This window comes from Kribbella soli (assembly GCF_004331345.1).
In the GTDB taxonomy this organism is placed as follows: Bacteria; Actinomycetota; Actinomycetes; order Propionibacteriales; family Kribbellaceae; genus Kribbella; species Kribbella soli.
Genome location: NZ_SJJZ01000004.1, coordinates 943,139 through 963,947, shown reverse-complemented (window position 1 = coordinate 963,947; position 20,809 = coordinate 943,139). Strand labels below are relative to the sequence as shown.

21 protein-coding genes are annotated in these 20,809 nt (G+C 69.5%); 15 read left to right on the top strand and 6 right to left on the bottom strand.

Annotated features, from left to right (window positions below):
- Positions 1-94 precede the first annotated feature (94 nt).
- The 3 genes from E0H45_RS35405 to E0H45_RS35390 all read left to right on the top strand — a co-directional run bounded on the left by E0H45_RS35405 (position 95) and on the right by E0H45_RS35390 (position 2,343).
- On the top strand, positions 95-889 hold the full coding sequence (locus tag E0H45_RS35405; protein ID WP_238155529.1) for a DUF4397 domain-containing protein: 795 nt from the start codon (positions 95-97) through the stop codon (positions 887-889).
- Between the two features lie 38 nt (positions 890-927).
- On the top strand, positions 928-1,548 hold the full coding sequence (locus E0H45_RS35400; protein WP_238155527.1) for a class F sortase: 621 nt from the start codon (positions 928-930) through the stop codon (positions 1,546-1,548).
- A 177-nt stretch (positions 1,549-1,725) separates the two neighbouring features.
- A complete protein-coding gene (locus tag E0H45_RS35390; RefSeq protein ID WP_131345594.1) occupies positions 1,726-2,343 on the top strand; it encodes an L-threonylcarbamoyladenylate synthase in 618 nt (205 codons plus the stop codon).
- A 1-nt stretch (position 2,344) separates the two neighbouring features.
- On the opposite strand, the gene E0H45_RS35385 is transcribed toward E0H45_RS35390, so the two are convergent.
- A complete protein-coding gene (locus E0H45_RS35385) occupies positions 2,345-2,656 on the bottom strand; it encodes a nitroreductase family protein (RefSeq protein WP_202872661.1) in 312 nt (103 codons plus the stop codon).
- A gap of 145 nt (positions 2,657-2,801) precedes the next feature.
- Between E0H45_RS35385 and E0H45_RS35380 the strand changes: the two genes are divergently transcribed.
- Both E0H45_RS35380 and E0H45_RS35375 read left to right on the top strand, forming a co-directional pair.
- Positions 2,802-3,761, top strand: coding sequence for a penicillin-insensitive murein endopeptidase (locus E0H45_RS35380; protein WP_131345591.1), 960 nt, complete (start codon positions 2,802-2,804; stop codon positions 3,759-3,761).
- A gap of 12 nt (positions 3,762-3,773) precedes the next feature.
- Entirely contained in the window at positions 3,774-4,421 is a 648-nt protein-coding gene (locus E0H45_RS35375) for a nitroreductase family protein (RefSeq protein WP_165546701.1), read from the top strand.
- Here the strand turns inward: E0H45_RS35375 and E0H45_RS35370 are convergent, their stop codons facing one another.
- Complete coding sequence (locus E0H45_RS35370; RefSeq protein WP_238155526.1) at positions 4,422-4,913, bottom strand: DNA polymerase ligase N-terminal domain-containing protein; 492 nt, start codon at positions 4,911-4,913, stop codon at positions 4,422-4,424. It lies immediately after the preceding gene.
- A gap of 130 nt (positions 4,914-5,043) precedes the next feature.
- On the opposite strand from E0H45_RS35370, the gene E0H45_RS35365 reads away from it, so the two are divergent.
- Entirely contained in the window at positions 5,044-5,226 is a 183-nt protein-coding gene (locus E0H45_RS35365) for a hypothetical protein (protein WP_131345588.1), read from the top strand.
- A gap of 22 nt (positions 5,227-5,248) precedes the next feature.
- On the opposite strand, the gene E0H45_RS35360 is transcribed toward E0H45_RS35365, so the two are convergent.
- Together E0H45_RS35360 and E0H45_RS35355 are read right to left on the bottom strand one after the other, a co-directional pair.
- On the bottom strand, positions 5,249-6,346 hold the full coding sequence (locus E0H45_RS35360; RefSeq protein ID WP_131345585.1) for a serine hydrolase domain-containing protein: 1,098 nt from the start codon (positions 6,344-6,346) through the stop codon (positions 5,249-5,251).
- A 124-nt stretch (positions 6,347-6,470) separates the two neighbouring features.
- Positions 6,471-7,370 (bottom strand): TIGR03564 family F420-dependent LLM class oxidoreductase, encoded by a 900-nt coding sequence (locus tag E0H45_RS35355; protein WP_131345582.1) that lies wholly within the window; start codon positions 7,368-7,370, stop codon positions 6,471-6,473.
- Positions 7,371-7,458: 88 nt separating this feature from the next.
- Between E0H45_RS35355 and E0H45_RS35350 the strand changes: the two genes are divergently transcribed.
- The 9 genes from E0H45_RS35350 to E0H45_RS35305 all read left to right on the top strand — a co-directional run bounded on the left by E0H45_RS35350 (position 7,459) and on the right by E0H45_RS35305 (position 19,346).
- Entirely contained in the window at positions 7,459-8,310 is an 852-nt protein-coding gene (locus E0H45_RS35350; RefSeq protein WP_165546700.1) for a LysR family transcriptional regulator, read from the top strand.
- Between the two features lie 285 nt (positions 8,311-8,595).
- Positions 8,596-11,157: an MFS transporter gene (locus tag E0H45_RS43505; protein ID WP_238155525.1), complete on the top strand. Its 2,562-nt coding sequence runs from the start codon at positions 8,596-8,598 to the stop codon at positions 11,155-11,157.
- 211 nt (positions 11,158-11,368) lie between these two features.
- Entirely contained in the window at positions 11,369-12,667 is a 1,299-nt protein-coding gene (locus tag E0H45_RS35335; protein WP_131345576.1) for an SWIM zinc finger family protein, read from the top strand.
- Positions 12,664-14,067, top strand: a complete 1,404-nt coding sequence (locus tag E0H45_RS35330) for a DUF5691 domain-containing protein (RefSeq protein WP_131345573.1) — start codon at positions 12,664-12,666, stop codon at positions 14,065-14,067. The genes E0H45_RS35335 and E0H45_RS35330 overlap by 4 nt, the downstream gene beginning before the upstream one ends.
- Before the next feature lie 115 nt (positions 14,068-14,182).
- Positions 14,183-15,265 (top strand): ATP-binding protein, encoded by a 1,083-nt coding sequence (locus tag E0H45_RS35325; RefSeq protein WP_131345570.1) that lies wholly within the window; start codon positions 14,183-14,185, stop codon positions 15,263-15,265.
- Positions 15,262-17,430: a DUF5682 family protein gene (locus E0H45_RS35320; RefSeq protein ID WP_131345567.1), complete on the top strand. Its 2,169-nt coding sequence runs from the start codon at positions 15,262-15,264 to the stop codon at positions 17,428-17,430. The genes E0H45_RS35325 and E0H45_RS35320 overlap by 4 nt, the downstream gene beginning before the upstream one ends.
- Entirely contained in the window at positions 17,427-18,575 is a 1,149-nt protein-coding gene (locus E0H45_RS35315; protein ID WP_131345564.1) for a VWA domain-containing protein, read from the top strand. The genes E0H45_RS35320 and E0H45_RS35315 overlap by 4 nt, the downstream gene beginning before the upstream one ends.
- Positions 18,576-18,586: 11 nt before the next feature.
- Entirely contained in the window at positions 18,587-18,874 is a 288-nt protein-coding gene (locus tag E0H45_RS35310) for a hypothetical protein (RefSeq protein WP_131345561.1), read from the top strand.
- A gap of 40 nt (positions 18,875-18,914) precedes the next feature.
- Positions 18,915-19,346 carry a GNAT family N-acetyltransferase gene (locus tag E0H45_RS35305; protein WP_131345559.1) on the top strand — a complete coding sequence of 144 codons (432 nt, stop codon included), beginning with the start codon at positions 18,915-18,917 and terminating at the stop codon, positions 19,344-19,346.
- On the opposite strand, the gene E0H45_RS35300 is transcribed toward E0H45_RS35305, so the two are convergent.
- Positions 19,343-19,687 carry a YciI family protein gene (locus tag E0H45_RS35300; protein WP_131345556.1) on the bottom strand — a complete coding sequence of 115 codons (345 nt, stop codon included), beginning with the start codon at positions 19,685-19,687 and terminating at the stop codon, positions 19,343-19,345. The two genes, E0H45_RS35305 and E0H45_RS35300, sit on opposite strands and share 4 nt — an antisense overlap.
- A complete protein-coding gene (locus E0H45_RS35295; RefSeq protein WP_131345554.1) occupies positions 19,684-20,652 on the bottom strand; it encodes an aldo/keto reductase in 969 nt (322 codons plus the stop codon). The genes E0H45_RS35300 and E0H45_RS35295 overlap by 4 nt, the downstream gene beginning before the upstream one ends.
- Positions 20,653-20,809 lie beyond the last annotated feature (157 nt).

Below are 20,809 nucleotides of genomic sequence, written 5' to 3'. Positions count from 1 at the left end.
ACGGAGCGTGTCCGGGCAATCCCGGGCGGTGCATCAAAATGTTTCGAGAATTCACGGTCCGGTAATTCGGCGGGCCCTTGGGCTGCTGCTCGCGGTGCTGGTCGCGGCCGCACCGGCACTACTCACCGTGCCCGCCGACGCGGCCGCGGGCGCCAACCTGTACTTCGTCCAGGGCCTGCCCGGACGCACTCTGGACATCAGTATCGACGGCCGTCAGGTCGCCACCGGAGTGGCCGGTGGGAAGCTCGTCGGACCGTTCGGGGTCGCGTCCGGCAAGCGGACGATCGTCGCCAAGCAGGACGGGAAGGTCGTGGTCCAGCGCGCGATCACGGCGGGTTCCGGCGCGAGTCTGGACGTCGTCATTCATCAGCCGGTGTCGCCGACCGGGGCGCCGCTGATCACGACGTACGCGAACAAGCTGACCGCGGTGCCGAAGGACAAAGCCGGATTGCGGGTCGCGCACGACGCGGCGGTCGGGCCGGCTGACATCCGGGTGAACGGAAAGGTGCTTTTCCAGAACGTCGCGAACGGTGAATCCCTGGACGTGGTCGTTCCGGCGGGCACGTACAAGGTCGACATCGTGCCGACCGGTGCGACAACGCCGGTCGTTCTCGGTCCGCTGGATCTGCCGGTGCAGGCGGGGTACCTGACCCGGGTGTTTGCGATCGGCGCTCCGAGTCAGAAGACCATGACCGTCGCGCTCGGCACGATCAAGGTCCCGGCCACCGGATCGGCCAAGCCGGCCGAGGTGAACACCGGAACCGGCGGACAGGCAGCGGGGCTCGACCAGGCGCAGAGCCCCGCCGGCCAGTCCGGTCTCTGGATCGTGGTGTTCCTCGCCGCGCTCGGGGTGGCGGTCGTCACGGGCCGGAAGGTGGTCCGTCGCTGAACCGGCGACTGACTGGTACGGCGTTGTGCTGTCTCGCCTTGGCCGGCTGCTCGGCCAAGGCGGACGGCGCGGCGCCTTTACCCACGACTACGGTCAGTTTCAAGTTCGGCGGTACGCCGTCACCCGCCGGGCCGACCGCATCACAGTCCGCACCGCTGCCCGCGCCACCGGATCGGACCGGTACGCCGGCGCCGAGCCAACGCATCCGTTTCGTCCCGCAGCAGGTCGTGCTGCCCGGGGGAGCCGGCGCATCGGTGCTTCCGGCAACTACCGTCTCCGGTCAGCTCCAGGTGCCGGTCAAGGCGCAGCGGGTCGGCTGGTGGGACGGTGGCGCCCAGGCCGGTGATCCGTTCGGTTCGGTGGTGCTGGCCGGACACGTCGACACCAAGACCGAGGGGCTCGGGTTCTTCGCCCGGTTGCTCGACGTACGGCGCGGTGAGGTCGTCGTACTGAAGGGGTTCGGGCATACGGCGTCGTACCGGGTCGTCTCGGTGGTGTCAGTGCGGAGGGACGCGCTCGCGACGAGGAGCGGCGCGTTCGACCAGACCACCGACCACCGGCTCGTACTGATCACCTGCACGGGTGCGTACGACGCCTCGCGCGGCGGCTACGAGGACAACTTGGTGGTGACCGCACTGCCCATCGGCCTGGCCCAGTGAGGGCATGTCTCCCGACCCCACGCCTACTGCGCGGCACTCGGCACGGCACCTCGCCGCACGTGAGCAAAGGCCACGATGCTCCGCATCGAGACCTTCGCCCCCGCACGCCGAGCCACCGCACCGAGCACCTGCTCGCGACGGCGTGGGATCGGGAGACATGCCCTAAGCTCGGCGGTCATGGCCAGGTATTTCGACATCCATCCCGAGAACCCTCAGCGGCGGTCGATCGGGCAGGTGGTGGACCTGCTGCGTGAGGACGGGCTGATCGCGTACCCGACCGACTCCTGCTACGCGCTCGGCTGCCAGCTGGGCAACCGGGACGGAATCGACCGGATCCGCACGATCCGGCACCTGGACGACCGGCACCACTTCACGCTGGTGTGCGAGAACTTCTCGCAGCTCGGTCAGTTCGTGCATATCAGCAACGCGGTCTTCCGCTCGATCAAGGCGGCCACGCCGGGCAGCTACACGTTCATCCTGCCGGCCACCAAAGAGGTGCCGCGGCGGCTGCTGCACCCGAAGAAGAAGACCGTCGGTGTGCGCATCCCGGACCACGTCGTCACCCAGGCGCTGGTCGCCGAGCTGGGCGAGCCGCTCGTCTCCAGCACGCTGCTGCTTCCCGGCCACGAGGAGCCGATGACGCAGGGCTGGGAGATCAAGGAAGAGCTCGACAACCAGATCGACGCGGTCATCGAGGGCGAGGCCGGCACCGAGCCGACCACCGTCATCGACTTCTCCGAGGACCTCCCCGAGGTCGTCCGTGTCGGCTCCGGAGACCCAACCCCGTTCGAGTGATCTACCAGCGGTCCCAATGCAGGACCTGCTCACGCGGGACCCGCTTGGCCGGCCGGAAGTCGGTCCCGATCGTGAAGGCCAGCGGGATGAACGTCGCCAGCATCACCTTGTCGTAGGGAACGCGGAGAACTCCCGCGAGTTCACGTTCGAGCGGACCCTGCGCGGTGGTCCAGACCGTGCCGAGACCGCGTTCGCGGGCCGCGAGCATGAAGCTCCAGACGGCCGGCAGGATCGAGCCCCAGGTCCCGGCCTGCTCGGTCGTCGAAGCCCGGTCGGTCCGTCCTTCCACGGCCGGGATCACGAACGCAGGCACCCGACAGGTTCAGGGCCATGGGAAACCTTCCGCTAATAGATAGTCTGCTTCAGAACTATCTCATATCCTCTTGTTCCCAGGTAGTGAATGACCGATGGTGGCGGGTGAGCGTTAGTTAGTTACCTCATCCGCCCCGGAGGGACTCATGCGACGTGTTCTGCTTGTTGTGGCCGTTGTGCTGGTCACTGCCCTGATGCCGGCGTCCGCGCAGGCCTACGCCAACGCCTTCTTTCCGACCCAGAGCAGCGGCAACCGCGGTGCCGACGTACAGGCGCTCCAGTTCCTGCTGCAGCACGCCGGGCAGTCCGTTGAAGCGGACGGGGTGTTCGGCGCGACCACCGTCACTGCAGCGAAGGCGTTCCAGGCCGCCAAGGGTCTGGGGGTCGACGGGATCGTCGGACCGCAGACCTGGGGAGCGTTGGCTCCGACCATCCGTTCCGGCGACAGCAACGCCGCGGTGAAGGCGCTGCAGGTCGAGTTGAACGCCAAGCGCCGCCTCAGCCTCCCGGTCGACGGTGTCTTCAGTACGGCGGTCCGCGACGCGGTCGTGTCCTTCCAGTCGCACGCGGGGATCGGCGCGGATGGCGTTGTCGGCCCGATCACCTGGCGCAATCTGGCCTGGCACTACGACTACCCGGACTTCAGCGCGAACCTGTGCGACCAGGACCCGGACGGCAACGGTACGGCGGCCAACTGGGCGGCTGCTGCACCTGTGGCGCAGATGGAAGCCGCTGCCCGCTCCTTCGCGTCCACCGGCCAGGGCAAGGTTCCGTACGGCGATGCGGGGTTCGAGCACGGTGGCGACATCCCGGGTCACGCCAGCCACGACAACGGGATGGACATCGACATCTGGCCGATCCGTACCGACAACGCCCAATGCACCGCGGGCCGGATCACTTGGGAGTCCTCGACGTACGACCGGGCCGCTACTCGTCAGCTCATCCAGGCCGTTCGTGCCGCGGCGCCGGGGCACGTGAAGTACATCTGGTTCAACGACCCGACCCTGATCAGCGAGGGCCTGACGCAGAACTGGCCGGCCCACGACAACCACCTGCACGTCCGGTACTGCGAGAAGGTCCACCCGAACAGCACCTACGTCTGCTGACACACTGTCCGCGTGACCTACACCCTCGACCTGAACCCCGACGAGCTGCTCACAACGACTCGTACCGTCCGCAAGCGGCTCGACCTCGAGCGGCCGGTGCCGATGGAGCTGATCCGGGAGTGCATCGAGATCGCGTTGCAGGGCCCGTCGGGGAGCAACCGGCAGACGTGGCACTGGCTGGTGATCACGGACGCCGAGAAGCGCGCTGCGGTCGGTGAGTACTACCGGCGCGCAGTGGAGCAGTACCTGGCCGGCCCAGGTGCGGCGGGGAAGCTCCACGCCGACGACCCGGAACGCGGTCCGGTCCAGCGCCGGATCGGCGACAGTGTGGCGTACCTGGGCGAAAGGATGGGGCAGGTCCCGGTACTGGTCATCCCCTGTCTGCAGGTGCGAAACCTGCCTGCTGGGAATCAGGCCGGGCTGTGGGGCTCGATCCTGCCGTCGGCGTGGAGCTACATGCTCGCGGCGCGTGCGCGCGGCCTCGGTACGGCGTGGACGACGCTGCACCTCAGCTACGAGCAGGAGGTGTCCGAGCTGCTCGGTCTGCCCGAGGACATCCGCCAGACGGTGCTGATCCCGACGGCGTACTCGATCGGGACGAACTTCAAGCCGGCGCCCCGGCAGCCGCTCGACGACGTACTGCACGTCGACAGCTGGTGATCAGGAGGCGGCCATCTCCTCGATCGTGAGGCCGCTCAGGACCGAGCGGGGCTCCGTGACGGTCAGGTCCAGGGCCGGATCGGCGTCCGCGTCCTTCACCTTGACCAGCAGCCAGTCGCCGCCGGTGCGGGTGAAAGCCCAGGCCCCGTTCAGCTTCACGCCGTGCAGTTGCACCTTCAAGTGTCCCCGTTCGATCGCCTCGGCCGGGTCGACCAGCTGCCGCCGGTCGTCGCGGGTGAGGTTCGTGTAGACGCCGGCGTCCCAGACGATCACGGCACCGCTGCCGTACTGCGCGTCGCGGTGCACCCCCTCGTACGACGCGTACTCGAGATCGTGGTCCGTGGTGAACACCGCGAGCCGTTTCACGATCGGATCCAGCGACGGTCCGCGCGGCACCGCCCACGACTTCAGTACCCCGTCCACCTCGAGCCGGACGTCGTAATGCAGCCGCCGGGCATCATGCAGTTGCACGACGAAGATCGGCTTGGACAACTGGGCTCCTGGATGAATTCGAGTTACCGCTAACGGTCTGTCATGTTGCGGTTGTACGCTTGCGACTGGTCGGGAAACCGGCCCCCACAAACTTCCTCCATCATCCGCCCCTGTCCCTAAGCAGGTGCCCATGCCCGTAGCCCCCTCACCGGCGCGGCCGATCGCCGTCCAGATCCGCATCGGCGGACGCTGGATCGCAGGCCAGGAGCTGGGTCGCCGGACCGGGACGGCCGGGACCGACGAGATTCTCGTCAGTCACCACGGCCATCTCGTCTGGGTCGACCAGAGCTCCGTCCGCGAGTCCAGAAGCTGAATCCCCTTACAGGTAAGGGTTTTCAGCAAAGAGTTTTCGCAACCAGGTTGCCGATCTCGACCGCCGACCCTGACCCCGTCGGATCGAACAGCGTCCTGGTCAGCGCGAACGTGACCCCTGAACGCGTGTCAGCCCACGCCACGCTGCCACCCATGCCCGGCCATCCGAACGACGCCGGGCTCTCCTCGGCGGTCGACCCCAGCCGGCCGATCGCGTAGCCGAGCGCCATCGTCGCCGGGTTGCCGAGCAGTTCGTCCTGCGCGACCAGCGCCGGTCCGGTGATCGCCGGGACTGCTTCCGGCCGGACCAGGCGGACCCCGTCCACCTCGCCGATCAAGCCGGCGTACAGCTTGGCGATCCCACGAGCGTTGAGGATCCCGCTCGACGGGTCCTCGATCGCGAGCTGCTCAGGCCGGTTCAGTACGGCGGCCCGCGGCTGCATCGCCCGCGGTACGACCTGCTCGAACATCCCGGCCAGCATCGCGAACGTCTCCTCGGCGCCCTCGGGCTCCACGAGTTCGGCGAGCCGATGCCGCTGATCCACGGGCAGCGCGAAGAATACGTTTTCCTGCAGGCCGAGCGGGGTCAGGATGTCCCGCAGTACGTCGGAGATTGTCCGGGCGGTCGCGCGGTGGACGATCTCGCCGACCAGCAGGCCGAAGGTCTCCGCGTGGTAGGTCATCTTCGTCCCCGGCTCCCACCACGGCTTCGCGGCGGCCAGGCGCTCTGCTTGCTCGGGGAGCGTTTTCCGGGTGGTGTCGACCGGTAGCGCGGGCAGGCCGACGGAGTGCGTCAGCACGTGCCGCAGCGTCGCCTTGTCCTTCCCGTGCGCGCCGAACTCGGGCCAGAGCTCGACGATCGGCCGGTCGTAGTCGAGGACGCCGCGATCCACCAGTACGTTCGCGACCGTCGCGGACGCGCCCTTGCCCGTCGAGGCCGCGAAGTACAGCGTCTCCGAGGTCACGCCGTCGCCGGCCACCGCGTCCACGACGAGCTCGCCGTGTCGATACACCGCGACCTGCAGACCGAGTTCGGTCTCCACCAGCTCGTCGATCCGCCGCTGCACCACATCCTGAAGCTCCATGCGGGTACGTCGGCGCTGCGGCGGGAGGTTCGACATCGCCTGGAGCCTAGGCGCTGCGGAGCCGTGTGACAGGTTCTGGTGGGCTTGCACCTGATATTTCCTGTCCGCAGCACCTGGAAGTTGTCTGTTCCCCCAGCGGTCGGGCGGTTTTCGACACGTCTCAGACGTAGTCGTGCGCGAACTGGATCGTGCGTGCTCGCTCCGCGTCCGTCCCGACCGGGCAGACCAGGAACTCCGTCGTACCGGCGTCCGCGAACCGCTGCAGTTCCTTGGCCACCGTCTCCTCGTCACCGAGGACGGCGGTGTCCTCCGGGCCCGCCTTGCCGCCGCGGTCCAGGACGGCCCGGTACGCCGGCATGTCCCCGGCTGCCCCGAACTGGTCGTGGATCCACTGCCGCGTCGCGTCCGGATCGTCCGTGACCGCGACGCAGACGCCCGCGATCACCTGCGGCTCGGGCCGGCCCGCTGCGGTCGCGGCCCGGTCGATCGTGGGGCGGATGAAGTTCTCGATCACCTCAGGACCCGCCCAGCTGGTCGCCGTACCGGCGGTCAGTTCGCCGGCCGTCTTCAGCATCCGCGGGCCGAGTGCGGCCAGGATGAGCTCGGGCGTCTCGGCGCCGGCGATGCCGATCTGCCCGCGGGCGGTCAGCCGCTCGCCCACGTAGTTGGTGGGCTGGCCGGCCAGCAGCGGGCCGAGCGCCTCGACGTACTCGCGGACGTAGGCCGCCGGGCGGTCCATCGGCAGGCCGAGCATGCCTTCCACCATGTGCGGATGGCTGGCGCCGACCCCGAGCGTCAACCGGTTGCCGGTCAGCACCTGGACGCTGAGCGCCTGCGCCGCGAGCGCCAGCGGATGCCGTGGGTACACCGGCACGACGCCGACGGCGTACCCGATGGTCGAGGTGTACGGCGCGACGCCCGCGATCAGCGTCAACGCGTCCCACCCGAGCCGCTGGCTGAACCAGATCCGGTCGATGCCGGCGTCCTCGGCGGCCTTCGCGGCGGCCCCGATCTCGTCGATGGTCTGGCCCTCTTCGTCGATCCACAGTCCGATCCTCATGTCCACCAGTCAACGGTTCCGGAGGCCGCCGACCCAGACGCAGTTACGCTGTGCAGCGATAAGGGATCGTGATCGCCGGAGGTGTCCGATGGAGCTGCGGCAGCTGCGGTACTTCGTGACCGTCGCCGAGGAACTGCACTTCGGCCGGGCCGCCGAGCGGCTCAACATCGTGCAGCCGGCCGTCAGCCAGCAGGTCGCCCGGCTCGAGCGCGAACTCGGTCTGCAGCTCCTCGACCGGTCCTCTCGGCACGTCCGCCTGACCGGCGACGGGGAGCGGATGCTGCGTGAGGCACGCGCGGTCCTGTCCGCTGCGGATCGGGCTGGTGAGGTGGCCGCGGAGCTTGCCTCCGGGCGTTCCGGCGTACTGCGGATCGGCACGGCGCCGGGGCTCCGGGACCGGCTGGAGCGTGGCCTCGCGGCGCTGCGAGCCGAGACGCCGGATCTCGACCTCAGACTCACCTCGGGCTCCACCGCCGACTACCTCACGGCGTTGCGGGCCGGTGAGCTGGACTTCGCGTTCGTGCGTGGTGACGTGGCCGCCGCCGATCTGCGGGTGATCGAGCTCTGGCGCGATCCGCTGTCCGTCCTGGCGCCGGCGTCGTACCGCTGCGACGACGGCGTCAAGCTGGTCGATCTGGCGGACCTGCCGCTCCGGCTGCCGTCCGACCAGTGGTTGCGCGATGAGGTGACTGCCGCCTGTCGGGCAGCCGGTTTCGAGCCGCGGATGGGCCGGCCGGCGGATGATCTCGAGGCCGCGATCGTCGAGATGTCGACTGGGTCGCCTGCGTGGACCGTCGTCTACGGCACGGCCTGTGAGGCCGCCGAGGGCGCGCTGTGGATGGGGCCGTTCGCGTCGCCGCTGAGCGCCCCGGGGCAACTCGTCGTCGGACCGGGGCCGACCGCCGAGTGCGTCGACGTACTGGTGGCCGCCTTCTCGTGAGGACCTCCGGCGGGCCCTGACAGCTCCGCCGGAGGCCGGGTGTTGATTACTCAACAAGCACCGGATCGTACGTTGGAAATCGCGTTCCGAGGAGGGTCCGTCTCATAATGCGCCGAACCGGCGTTTGATGGCTCCCGGTGAACGGTTGCTGACGGTGCGGGATTAAAGTTGGTAGTTGCAACCAAATAGCCAGGTCGGGTGAGGGCATCGCCGGCCGTTTCCGCCTCGGAGCAGCACACGCCGCTGCTCCGGTCGTCGCGTTCCCGCCGTACGAAACGGAAGCTGATGTCTGCCACCCAGGCCTCGCCGGCCACACCTGCCGCCGGCTCCACACCACCTCGGTATCGCTCGCGGTACGCCGCCGGTGACCCCGACCCTGCGCCGTCCACACCGCCGCCGCCCACCCCACCGGCCGGAGACCCCGAGCTCACCCACCGCGAGATCCTGGAGATCCTCGCCGGGCTGCTCGCCGCGCTGTTCACCGCGGTCCTCAGCTCGACGATCGTCAGCAACGCGCTGCCGACGATCATCGCGGACCTCGAAGGCACCCAGACGCAGTACACCTGGGTGGTCACCGCCAGCCTGCTCGCGATGACCGTGTCCACGCCGGTGTGGGGCAAGCTGTCCGACCTGATGAGCAAGAAGCTGCTCGTGCAACTCGCGATCGTCATGTTCGTGACCGGCTCGGTGCTGGCCGGCGCCTCGCACAACGTGCCGTTCCTGATCGGATCGCGGGTTCTGCAGGGGATCGCGATGGGCGGGCTGATGGCGCTCGCGCAGGCGATCATCGGCGCCGCGATCCCGCCGCGGTCGAGGGGCCGGTACTCCGGGTACATGGGTGCCGTGATGGCGCTCGCGACCGTCAGCGGCCCGTTGGTCGGCGGCGTGATCGTCGACACCTCGTGGCTCGGGTGGCGGTGGTGCTTCTACGTGTGCGTGCCGCTCGCCGTACTGTCGCTGATCGTCCTGCAGCGGTTCCTGCACCTGCCGGTGGTGAAGCGCAAGGTCAAGATGGACTACCTCGGCGCGCTGCTGATCGCGGGCGCGGCCAGCCTGCCGCTGATCTGGGTCTCGTTCGCGGGCGAGCACTTCCCGTGGTGGTCGTGGCAGACCGGTGCCTACCTGGGCGGTACGGCGGTACTCGCGATCCTGGCCGTGGTGGTCGAGACGCACGCGGCCGAGCCGCTCGTGCCGATGCGCGTCGTACGGGAACGGACGACGGCGCTGGCGATCCTCGCGAGTGTGGCGGTCGGGATGGGGATGTTCGGGAGCGCTGTGTTCCTGGGGCAGTACTTCCAGGTGGCCCGCGGGTACAGCGCCACCGAGGCCGGGTTGCTGACGATCCCGATGATGTTCGGGTCGTTCCTGGGATCGGTCGGATCGGGGCAGTTGATCACCCGGTTCGGGAAGTGGAAGCGGTACCTGGTGATCGGCGCGTTGTTCCTGACCGCGGGGCTCGGGCTGCTCGGGACGATCGACCACACGTCGCCGTACTGGTATGTCGGGCTCGGGATGCTTGCCATGGGCATCGGGATGGGCATGACGATGCAGAACCTGGTGCTCGCGGTGCAGAACACCGTCGACGTCAGCGAGGTCGGGGCCGCCGGTGCGTCGGTCACGTTCTTCCGGAGCCTTGGTGGTGCGGTTGGCGTGTCGGTGCTGGGGGCGATCCTGGCGACGCGGGTGACCAACCTGATTACTGAGCACCTGCGCGAGCTCGGTCCGGGTGCGGCTGCTGCGGCGCAGGGTGGTTCGGGGAGCCTGCTGGACGTGAACGCGCTGCCGGGGCCGATCCAGGAGATCGTGCGGCACGCGTACGGCGACGCAACCGGCCGCATCTTCCTGATCGCCGCCGGCGCCGCCGCGGTGAGCTTCCTAGCAGTCCTGTTCATCCACGAAGTCCCCCTCCGCCAAACCGTCGCAATCCGCCCGTCCACCGACGGCACACGCGACGACGCGACGGACGGTGCGACCGGTGCGACCGGTGCGACCGGTGCGACCGGTGCCGCCGGTGTCGCGGCGGACGGTGCGGGCGCGGGTGGTGCGGCGGGTGACGGGGCGACCGGTTCGGGTGCGGCGTCGTACCGGGAGACGGCGGACGACCCGGCTGAGCGGGCTGCGGTGGTTGCGCTTGACGTGATCACGTCGGCGGAGCGTACGGCGCGTGAACGTGAGCGGGAGGCCAGCGAACGGGTGCAGGCCGCCGCGAACACGATCCGCCAGATGCGGACCGACGTCGCGGACCTGTTCACCCGCGTGGACCAGCAGATCGCCGACCTGGAGAGCACCCTTCCGGACGCGGCCATCCCGCACCCGGCCGCGGCAATCCTCGACGCCCAGCGCCCCGCAGGCGAACTCGTCGACGAACTCCGCCGGTACGAGCTGAGCGTCCTCAGCGCCAGCCAACGCACCGCCGACCACCTCCGCGAAACCGCCCGCACCGAAGCCGACCACCTCCGCGAAACAGCCCAGGCCGAGGCAGACCAGCTCCTCGCAGAAGCCCGCGCCGAAGAACAGCAACTCCGCACCCGCATCACCGAACTAGAAGCCGTAGAACACCGCCTCCTAACCACAGTCCGCAACACCCTCTCCACCACCCCACCCCCACCCAGCACCCCACCCACCCACGAAACCGCCCCACCCACCGCCCCACCCACCGCAGCCCCCGCCCCACCCACCGCCGCACCCGCCGCTGCATCGGTGCACGAAACCGCCCGACCCGCCCACGCATCCGGGCATCACGTCCACCCGCCCACTCACGCACCATCCACCCACGACGCGACACCACCAGCCGCCTCCGGCAACGGCTACCCCGAGGAACTCCACAACCGCCAACCCTTCGGCTGATCCCCATTTGCCTGGCAGACCCACAAATTTGCCTGGCTGACCCACCAAATGCGGGGTTCCACACCCACGTTCAGGGTCCGGAACCCCGGATCTCGTGGGTGGACCAGGCAAATGCGGCGGTTGGGACGGTGCGACTCAGTGTCGGGGTGGTAGGGGGTCGGGTGTCGGTGGGGGGTGGCATGCTTCGGGTAGGGCATGGTGAAGGAGTGGTGTGGGGTTGTGGGACGTGGAGCAGGTGGTGGGGCTGGCGCCTGATCCTGCGTCCGCGAAGGCTGGGCAGGGGCTGGCTCGGGGGGAGAAGTGGTCGGCTGCCGGGGCGACGGAGCGTGCGGTCTGGGGCTTGTGCCAGGGCAGTGGGAAGCAGCCGTACCAGACAGTCGTGGATCTCAGCGGCCCGGCGTACAAGTGTTCCTGTCCGTCGCGGAAGTTTCCGTGCAAGCACGCGCTCGGCCTGCTGTTGCTCTGGGCGAAGCACGAGGTTGCACCAGGAGACGAGCCGGACTGGGTGCAGAGCTGGGTCGACCAGCGGGCCGAGCGGGCTGAGCGGCCGGAGCGGAAGCCCGGGGAGGTGGCCGATCCGATTGCGGCGCAGGAGCGGGCTGCCCGGCGCGCGGATCGGGTGTCGGCGGGTTTGGCGGAGTTGGCCGGGTGGCTGGACGACCAGGTGCGGCAGGGGCTTGGTGGGTTCGATCAGCGGGCGTACACCGAGCTGAGCCGCCTCGCCGCACGGATGGTCGACGCACAGGCGCCGGGAGTGGCAGGAGCGGTACGTCGGGCAGCGGGTGTGGTCGGACGTGGTCACGGCTGGCCGGGTGAACTGCTCGAGGAGCTGTCCCTCGTCCACCTGGTCGTCGCGGCGCACGGTCGTCTCGCGGAGCTCCCGCCCTCGCTCGCCGACACGGTGCAGAGCCGGATCGGCTGGACCACCGAGACGGCCCGCGTACGTGAGGAAGGCGAGAAGGTTGAGGACGACTGGCTCGTGCTCGGCCGCGTGATCGAGCCGGACGACCGTCTCACGGTCCGCCGCGTGTGGTTGCGCGGGGCAACGACTGGCCGGATCGGGCTGATCCTCACGTTCGCGGCCGCCGGACGCCCGTTGGACCCGCTCCCGGCTCGCCCCGGTGAGTACGTCCCCGGCGCGCTGTCGTTCTATCCGGGCGCTCTTCCGATGCGCGCCCTCCTGACTCAGACCGATCCGCGCCTGCCCGCACCACGTCCCGCCGGACTCACGGTCCGCGAGGCGTTGGCGTCGTACGTCGAATCGCTCGCGGCCGACCCGTGGAACGAACGCTGGCCGCTGGTGCTGCAGGACGTACGACCCGCACGGCACGGCGACGGCTGGGCGCTGGTGGATGAGGCCGGCGACGGACTGGAGATCGTTCCGGGATGGGATGCGTTGAAGCTGCTCGCGGTCTCGGCAGGCGAGCCGCTCACCGTCGCCGGTGAGTGGAACCGCGCCGGCCTCCGCCCGATGACCTGCTGGCACGGCGATCGGCCGGTGATCTTGTGAAGGGCTGGGACGGGCTGGTCAGTTCGGCGTTGCTCGGCACCGATCGGCGCCCGCCGCACTTCGACGAACTGCCCGAGCACATCCAGGAGCGCCTCGGCGACGGCAACCTGCTCGACGCTGCTGCGCTGGCGACCGTGTACAAGCGAGCCGGACGCAAGCCGCTGCACGATCTCGAGCCGCTTCCGGCCGCTCCTGGTGAGGATCGGCCGTTGCCGCGGTCAGGAGCGGTTCGGCGGCTAGCCGCGATGCTGGGCGGGTTCCAGACGTCCGCACTGGGTGAGTGGTTGCGTACGGCGGACGCACACGGCTGGGGCGTTCCGCCCGAGCACTTGCCGGCGTTGGCGGACTACGCGCGCAATCGTGCGGAGTACCGTCCGCTTGTCATCGCCGCTGCCGGTCGTCGTGCGCGCTGGCTCGCGGATCTCAACCCCGAGTGGCGATTCCTGCACGCAGCGGTTGCTGAGCGCAACGACCCGGAGTTGTGGACGCACGGCAATGCGATCCAACGACGTACCTGGTTGCGCGCCGCCCGCGCCCAAGATCCCGCCGCCGCACGCGACGCGCTCAAAGAGGTCTGGCCGACCGAGTCGGCTGCCATCCGGGCCGATTTCCTCGGGCTTCTCACGGACAACCTCGCGCAGGCGGACGAGGAGTTCCTGGAGTCCGCGCTCGACGACCGTTCCCGTGAGGTACGGCGGGTGGCCGCGCGGCTGCTCGCCCGGTTGCCGGGATCGCAGTACGGCGTACGCATGACGGAACGCCTGCACGCGCACCTCCTGCCCAGCCAAGGCGTGCTCGCCGTCGACCTTCCGCGCAGTCTCACCCAGTCGATGGAGCGCGACGGGCTCGACTCGCAGAACCCGGAAGGTGTCGGCAAACGCGCGTGGTGGTTCCATCAGATCGTCGCCAACACGCCCTTGCAGGCGATGGACCTCACCTGGCTCCAGACGCCCGTCGAGGGGTGTGCCGCCGAGGTACTGCAGTCCGCCTGGACCGAGGCCGCCATTCGCGAGAGCTCAGTCGAGTGGTCCCGGGCGATCCTGCAGGCCGGATCGAATACCGGCAGCCGTGGTCCGGCCGAGTTGTTGCGGTTGTTGCCCGCGGAGGAGTGGGCGAGCGCGGTCGACGTACTGCGGAAGAACGTCGATGTTGCCGAGCTGGTCGGTGGGTTGCCGGTGCCGTGGCCCGCTCCGCTCGCGAGCATGATCCTCGACCAGCTCGCCAAGGTCGGCACCAACCGTGCCTGGGCCCGCCTCGCCAGCATCGCCGCCCGGGCCGCGCCGCCCGACGTACTCGACCACCCGATCACCCGCGAACCCACCGGCGAGGAAGACACCTGGCGCCGCCGCCTCGTCGAAACCCTGACCTTCCGCCGCGAAATGTACGAGGAGCTCACATGAAAGTACTGATGCCACGCCTCCGGCGCGGCGGGTCATGGGGCTGTGACTCCTGGCCTTCCCTCGTCGCTCCGGTCGCTCCGCTCCCTACGCTCCTCAGTCCAGGCCAGGAGGCCCCATGACCGGCGAAGTACTGCGCCCGCACGCGGAGGTCGAGTACGCCGACGAACTGCAGGCGCTGCGCGCAACGGACGACAAGCCGCGACCGCCGGCCTGGCTGATGTCCCCGAGCGCCGTCGTCACGTACCTGCTCGGTGGGCAGGCCGGTGACACCGAGATCTCACCGAAGTACGTCGGCCCGCGCCGGCTGGTCGAGGTCGCGGTCGCCACCCTCGCGACGGACCGGGCGCTGCTGCTGCTCGGTGTACCGGGCACGGCGAAGACGTGGGTCAGCGAGCACCTCGCGGCCGCGATCAGCGGCGACTCGACGCTGCTCGTCCAAGGCACGGCGGGCACCGCGGAGGAAGCGATCCGGTACGGCTGGAACTATGCCCAGTTGATTGCCCAAGGCCCCAGTGAGGCGGCGCTCGTGCCGAGCCCGGTGCAGCGCGCGATGGCCGAGGCGAAGATCGCCCGGATCGAGGAGCTGACCCGGATGCCGTCCGACGTCCAGGACGCGCTGATCACGATCCTGTCCGAGAAGGCGCTGCCGATCGCCGAGCTGGCCATGGAGATCCAGGCCCGTAAGGGATTCAACGTCATTGCCACCGCCAACGATCGCGACAAGGGCGTCAACGAACTGTCCAGCGCGCTCCGCCGGCGCTTCAACACCGTCGTACTGCCGCTGCCCGATTCCGCCGAGGACGAGGTGGAGATCGTCTCGCGCCGAGTGTCGCAGCTGGGATCGGCGCTCGAGCTGCCGCAGCCGGACGATGCGCTGGAGGAGATCCGCCGCGTGGTGACGATCTTCCGCGAGCTCCGCTCCGGCCGGACCGAGGACGGCCGTACGGCGGTCAAGTCGCCGTCCGGCACACTCTCCACCGCCGAGGCGATCAGCGTCGTCACCGGCGGTCTCGCGCTCGCGGCGCACTTCGGCGACGGCGTACTGCGTCCGACGGACGTGGCCGGCGGCATCCTCGGCGCGGTCGTCAAGGACCCGTCCGCGGACCGCGTCGTGTGGTCGGAGTACCTCGAAACCGTCGTCCGTGAACGCGACGACTGGGCGCCGTTCTACCGAGCCTGCCGAGAGATTTCCGGATGACCGTTCACCTGCTCGGGATCCGGCATCACGGGCCGGGGTCGGCGCGGGCGGTGGCGACCGCGCTGGTCGAGCTCCGCCCTGATGTCGTCCTGATCGAGGGGCCGCCGGAGGCCGACAAGATCGTCGAACTGGCGGCCTCGGAGGAAATGGATCCGCCGGTGGCGCTGCTCGCGTACGCGGTCGACGACTCGACGCGGGCGGCGTTCTGGCCGTTCGCGGTGTTCAGCCCGGAGTGGCAGGCGATCAGGTACGGGCTGGCCGCCGGGGTGCCGGTGCGGTTCTGCGATCTTCCGGCCGCACAGCAGTTCGGCTCCTCGGGCGGGCGGTCGGTGTCGATGGATCCGCTCAAGACGCTGGCCGAGGCGGGCGGGTACGACGATCCCGAGCGCTGGTGGGATGACGTGATCGAGTCGCGGCGCGGTGGTGCCGAACCGTTCACCGTGATCGCCGACGCGATGCGCGAGCTGCGGCACGGCGAGGAAGCGGTTGGCCGCGAAGCGCAACGCGAGGCCTACATGCGAACCGTTCTGCGTAAGGCGATTCGTGAAGGATTCGAGCGGATCGCCGTGGTCTGCGGAGCCTGGCACGTGCCTGCTTTGGAACTACCGTTGCCGCCAGCAACGCATGACGCGCGGATCCTGAAAGGCCTGCCGAAGCGCAAGGTCGCCTGCACCTGGGTGCCGTGGACGCACAGCCGGCTGGCGGCGGTCAGCGGGTACGGCGCCGGCATCACGTCACCTGGTTGGTACCACCACCTGTTCACCGCGCCGGACCAGATCACGACCCGTTGGCTCTCCAAGGTGGCGCGAGTACTGCGCAACGAGGACCTGCCGGTGTCCAGCGCGCACGTGATCGAGGCGGTGCGGCTCGCGGACACGCTGGCGGCGTTGCGTGAACGTCCGCTCGCCGGGTTGAGCGAGGTGACCGAGGCGACGCGGGCAGTGCTCTGCGGCGGGAACGACGTACTGCTGGACCTTGTGACGCGCGAAGCGGTTGTCGGCGAGCTGCTCGGGTCGGTGCCGGGGGAGACACCGCAGGCGCCGGTGGCGGCGGATCTGGCCGCGCACGCGCGCCGGTTGCGGATGAAGCGGGATGCGGCCGAGCGGGTGATCGAGCTCGACCTGCGGAAGGCGAACGACCTGGAGAAGTCCAGACTCCTGCACCGGTTGCGGATTCTCGGGGTCCACTGGGGCGTGCCGGCCGCCGACGAGCGGCGGGCGCAGGGCACGTTCCGGGAGATGTGGCGGCTGGCCTGGGATCCCGGGCTCGAGGTCGAACTGGTGGCCGCCGGCGCTCACGGTACGACGGTGCTCGGCGCCGCGACGTCCGTGATGCTGAAGGCCGCGGACTCGCCGACGCTGGCCGATGTCACGGCTGCGTTGGAGAAATCGCTCCTCGCCGACCTCGCGGAGGCGCTGCCGCCGCTGGTTCAAGGTATCGACACCCGCGCGGCAGCCGACGCCGATGTCGGGCATCTGATGGCGGCACTGCCCGCGCTCGCACGAGCCTCGCGGTACGGCGACGTACGCGGCACCGACACGGCCGGGTTGGCCGCGGTCGCAGGGCGGATGGTGTCGCGGGTGTGCGCGGGTCTCGCGCGGACCGTTCACGGGCTGGATCCGGATGCGGCTGCCGCCGTACAAGAACTGATCGACGGGGTGCAGGACGCGACGGTACTGCTGGCTGAGGACGTGCGGTCGGAGTGGCTGAACACCCTGCAGGGGTTGAGCGATCGGGCGTCGGTGCCGCCGTTGATCCGGGGCCGGTTGACCCGGTTGATGCTGGACACGTCGCGGTTGCCGGATCACGAGGTCGCGCTGCGGCTCGGGCGTTCGCTGTCACCTGGTACGGCGACGGCGGACGCGGCCGGGTACGTCGAGGGCTTCTTGGCTGGTGGCGGGTTGTTGCTCGTGCACGACGAGCGGTTGCTGGCGATGGTGGACGGGTGGTTGGCGGCGATCCCGGACGACGCGTTCGTCGAGGTGCTGCCGTTGCTGCGCCGTACGTTCGGTACGTTCGCGGCACCTGAGCGACGCTCGATCGGCGCACGGGCCCGGGTCCTTGCAGATCCTGGTGCTGTGGTTGTTGCTGATGGCAACGAGCTGGATGCCGAGTTGGCGGCGACCGCGTTGCCGGTGGTCGCGCAGTTGCTGGGGGTCTCATGAGTGACGAGCGTCTGCGCCGCTGGCGGCTTGTGCTGGGCGGTGAGGCCGAGGAGGAGACCGGTACGACGTTGTCGGCCGAGGACCGGTCCGTCGATGCGGCGTTGGCCGCGTTGTACGACGCCGCGGAGGGGGAGTCGGGTACGCAACGGTCGGCCGGGTTGGGTGCGTCGGCGCCTCGGGTGGCTCGGTGGTTGGGCGACATCCGGCAGTACTTCCCGAGCACCGTCGTCCAGGTGATGCAGCGGGACGCGGTCGAGCGGCTCGGGATCACGCGGATGCTGATGGAGCCGGAGTTGCTGGGCGCGGTCGAGCCCGACGTACATCTGGTGTCCACGTTGCTCGCGCTCAACGAGGTGATGCCCGAGGAGACCAAGCAGACCGCGCGGGACGTGGTCGGCCGGGTCGTGGCCGAGCTCGAGGCGCGGCTCGCCGAGCGAACGCGGGCGGCGGTGACCGGTGCGCTCGATCGGGCCGGGCGGACCGCGCGGCCGCGGCATTCGGACATCGACTGGGACCGGACGATCCGGGCGAACCTCAAGCATTTCTCGCCGACGCTCGGGACGATCGTGCCGGACCGGCTGGTCGGGTACGCGCGGCGGAACCACAGCGTGCAGCGGGACATCGTGCTGGCGATCGACCAGTCCGGGTCGATGGCCGAGTCCGTTGTCTACGCCTCGCTGTTCGGTGCGGTGCTCGGATCGATCCGGACGCTGCGGACCTCGCTGGTCGTGTTCGACACCGCGGTGGTGGATCTGACCGATCAGCTCGAGGATCCGGTCGACGTACTGTTCGGGACGCAGCTGGGCGGCGGGACGGACATCAACCGGGCGCTCGCGTACTGCGAGGAGCTGGTCACGAAACCGGCCGAGACCGTGCTCGTGCTGATCTCCGATCTGTACGAGGGCGGGGTCCGGGAAGAGATGTTGCGTCGGGCGCGTTCTTTGGTGGAGTCCGGCGTACAAGTGATTGCTCTGCTGGCGCTCGCGGACTCGGGTACGCCGTCGTACGACGCCGAGAACGCGGCCGCGCTGGCCGAGCTCGGCGTACCGACGTTCGCCTGCACACCGGACAAGTTCCCTGACCTGATGGCCGCTGCCATCCGCCGCGAGGACATCGGCGGCTGGGCAGCAACCAACATCACCTGAGAGGTACGTCGATGTCGACAGTCGAACTGACCCGTTTCCGTGTGCTGCCGTCGCGCTCGGAGGAGCTGCTCGCGGCGCGCGCCGACATGCTGAAGGACTTCGAGGCGGATCGGGCCGGCTTCCTCGGTGCACGGCTGGTGCAGCTCCCGGACAACGAGTGGCTGGACATCGTCGACTGGGCGACCCCTGCGGACTTCGCCGCATCTCGCGAGAAGGGCGCCAACCTGCCCGGCATAGCCCGCTTCTTCGCGGCAATCGACTCGCTCGTCACCGCAGAGGAAGGCGTCAGCGCACCGTAATTCGCCTGACAGCCGCGGGCTCCGGTGCGACGGTGGCGGGATGGAGATCAGCGACGTCCGGCCGGACGAGTACGACCGGGCGGCCGAGTTGTGGGAGGCGTCGGTCCGGGCGACGCATTCGTTCGTGACCGAGGTGGATCTCGACGTGTTCCGACCGTTGGTACGGGCGTCGTTCCCGGAGATCGCGCAGTTGGCCGGGTTGCGCGGTGACGACGGGCTGCTGATCGGGTTCATCGGGGTGGCGGACGGGAACGTCGAGATGCTGTTCCTCGATCCGGCGTACCGCGGGCGCGGCGGCGGCAGCCTGTTGCTCAAGCACGCGTTCGCGCACTTCGCTGCCACCTCGGTCGACGTCAACGAGCAGAACCCGCAGGCCGTGGGTTTCTACGAGCACCACGGCTTCCGGCTGGTGTCGCGAAGTGCTCTGGATTCAACCGGCAGGCCGTACCCGATCCTGCACCTGACGCTTTAGCCCGCGACCTCCAGGATGTCGATCTCGGTGTACGGGTCGGCCTCGGCGAAGCGGAGGGCCCATTGGACGGCTTCCTCCTTGGTGTCGACGCGGATGATCGAGACGCCCGCGACGAGTTCCTTGGTCTCGGCGAACGGCCCGTCGATCACCCGCGGCTGGCCGGGTGCAGGGAACGTCACCCGGGCGCCACGGGAGCTCGGCATCAGGCCCTCGCCGAGCACCAGCACCCCGGCCTGACGCATCTCCTCGAGTACGGCGTCCGCCCGCTCGAGGATGTCCGGGTCCGGCGGGTTCCCGGCCTCCAGGCTGTCGTTGGTCTTGTGCAGCAGCATGTACCTCATAGCGCTGACCTTAATGCGGTCCAGAACGCTTCCGGCACCTCATATTCGTGCCACGCCGCGACCTCGGCGATCTCCCGCGGGCTGCGCGCCCCCACCACCACGGCCGGTACGGCGGGATGCGTCAACGGGAACTGCACCGCAGCAGCCAGCAGCGGTACGCCGTACGCGCTGCAGAGCTCCCGCAGTACGTCGATCCGCCGCAGCACGTCCCGCGGGACTCGCTCGTACCCGTGCGGTGCCCCGTCCGCGGTGTCGGCCAGCACCCCACCGTGAAACACCCCCGCCGCGATCACAGCCACCCCCAGCTTCTCGCACAACGGCAACAACTCATCCGCCCCCGACTGATCCAGCAAGCTGTAACGCCCCGCCAGCAAGATGACGTCCGGCCCCTCCACACCCCTGACATCAACCGCGCTTTCGCGGAGGAAGCGGGCGGCTACGTCGGTGTGGTTGACGCCGAGTGAGATGGCTCGGATCGTGCCCCGGCCGCGTAGCTCGACGAGGGCGCGGAACGCCTCGGTGGACGCGGTGAGGAAGTCCAGTTCCGGATCGTGGATGTGCAGGACGTCGATCCGGTCGATCCCCATCCGCTCCAGACTCGCCTCGAACGACCGGATCGTCGCGCCGTACGAATAGTCCAGCCGCGGCCCCACCCCGGCCGGCGGCTCGGCCCAGATCGGCTGCAGATCCGGCCCGCCCGGCTCGATCAACCGCCCCACCTTGGTGCTCAGCACGAACTCGTCCCGCGGCCGCCCCCGCAACGCCAGCCCGGCCCGCTGCTCCGACAGGCCGTACCCGTACACCGGCGCGGTGTCGAACAACCGCACGCCCAACTCCCAGGCCCGATCGATCGTCGCGACCGCCTGCCGCTCCGGCACGGCCGCGAACATCCCCCCGACCGAAGCAAGCCCCAGCCCCAACTCACTGACCCGCAACCCCGTCCGCCCCAACTCCACCGTCCGCATGCGCCCAACGCTAGGAGCCTGCACCGACAGGAACCGCCACGCCGCCAGAAGTCCGGTTCCGGGCCCGATTCGGCCCGTTGACCCGACTTCTGCCTGCATGGCCGTCCGCAACACCGCCGACGCAGGGTGGACCCTTCCCTCGATGGCTGTGGGCGCG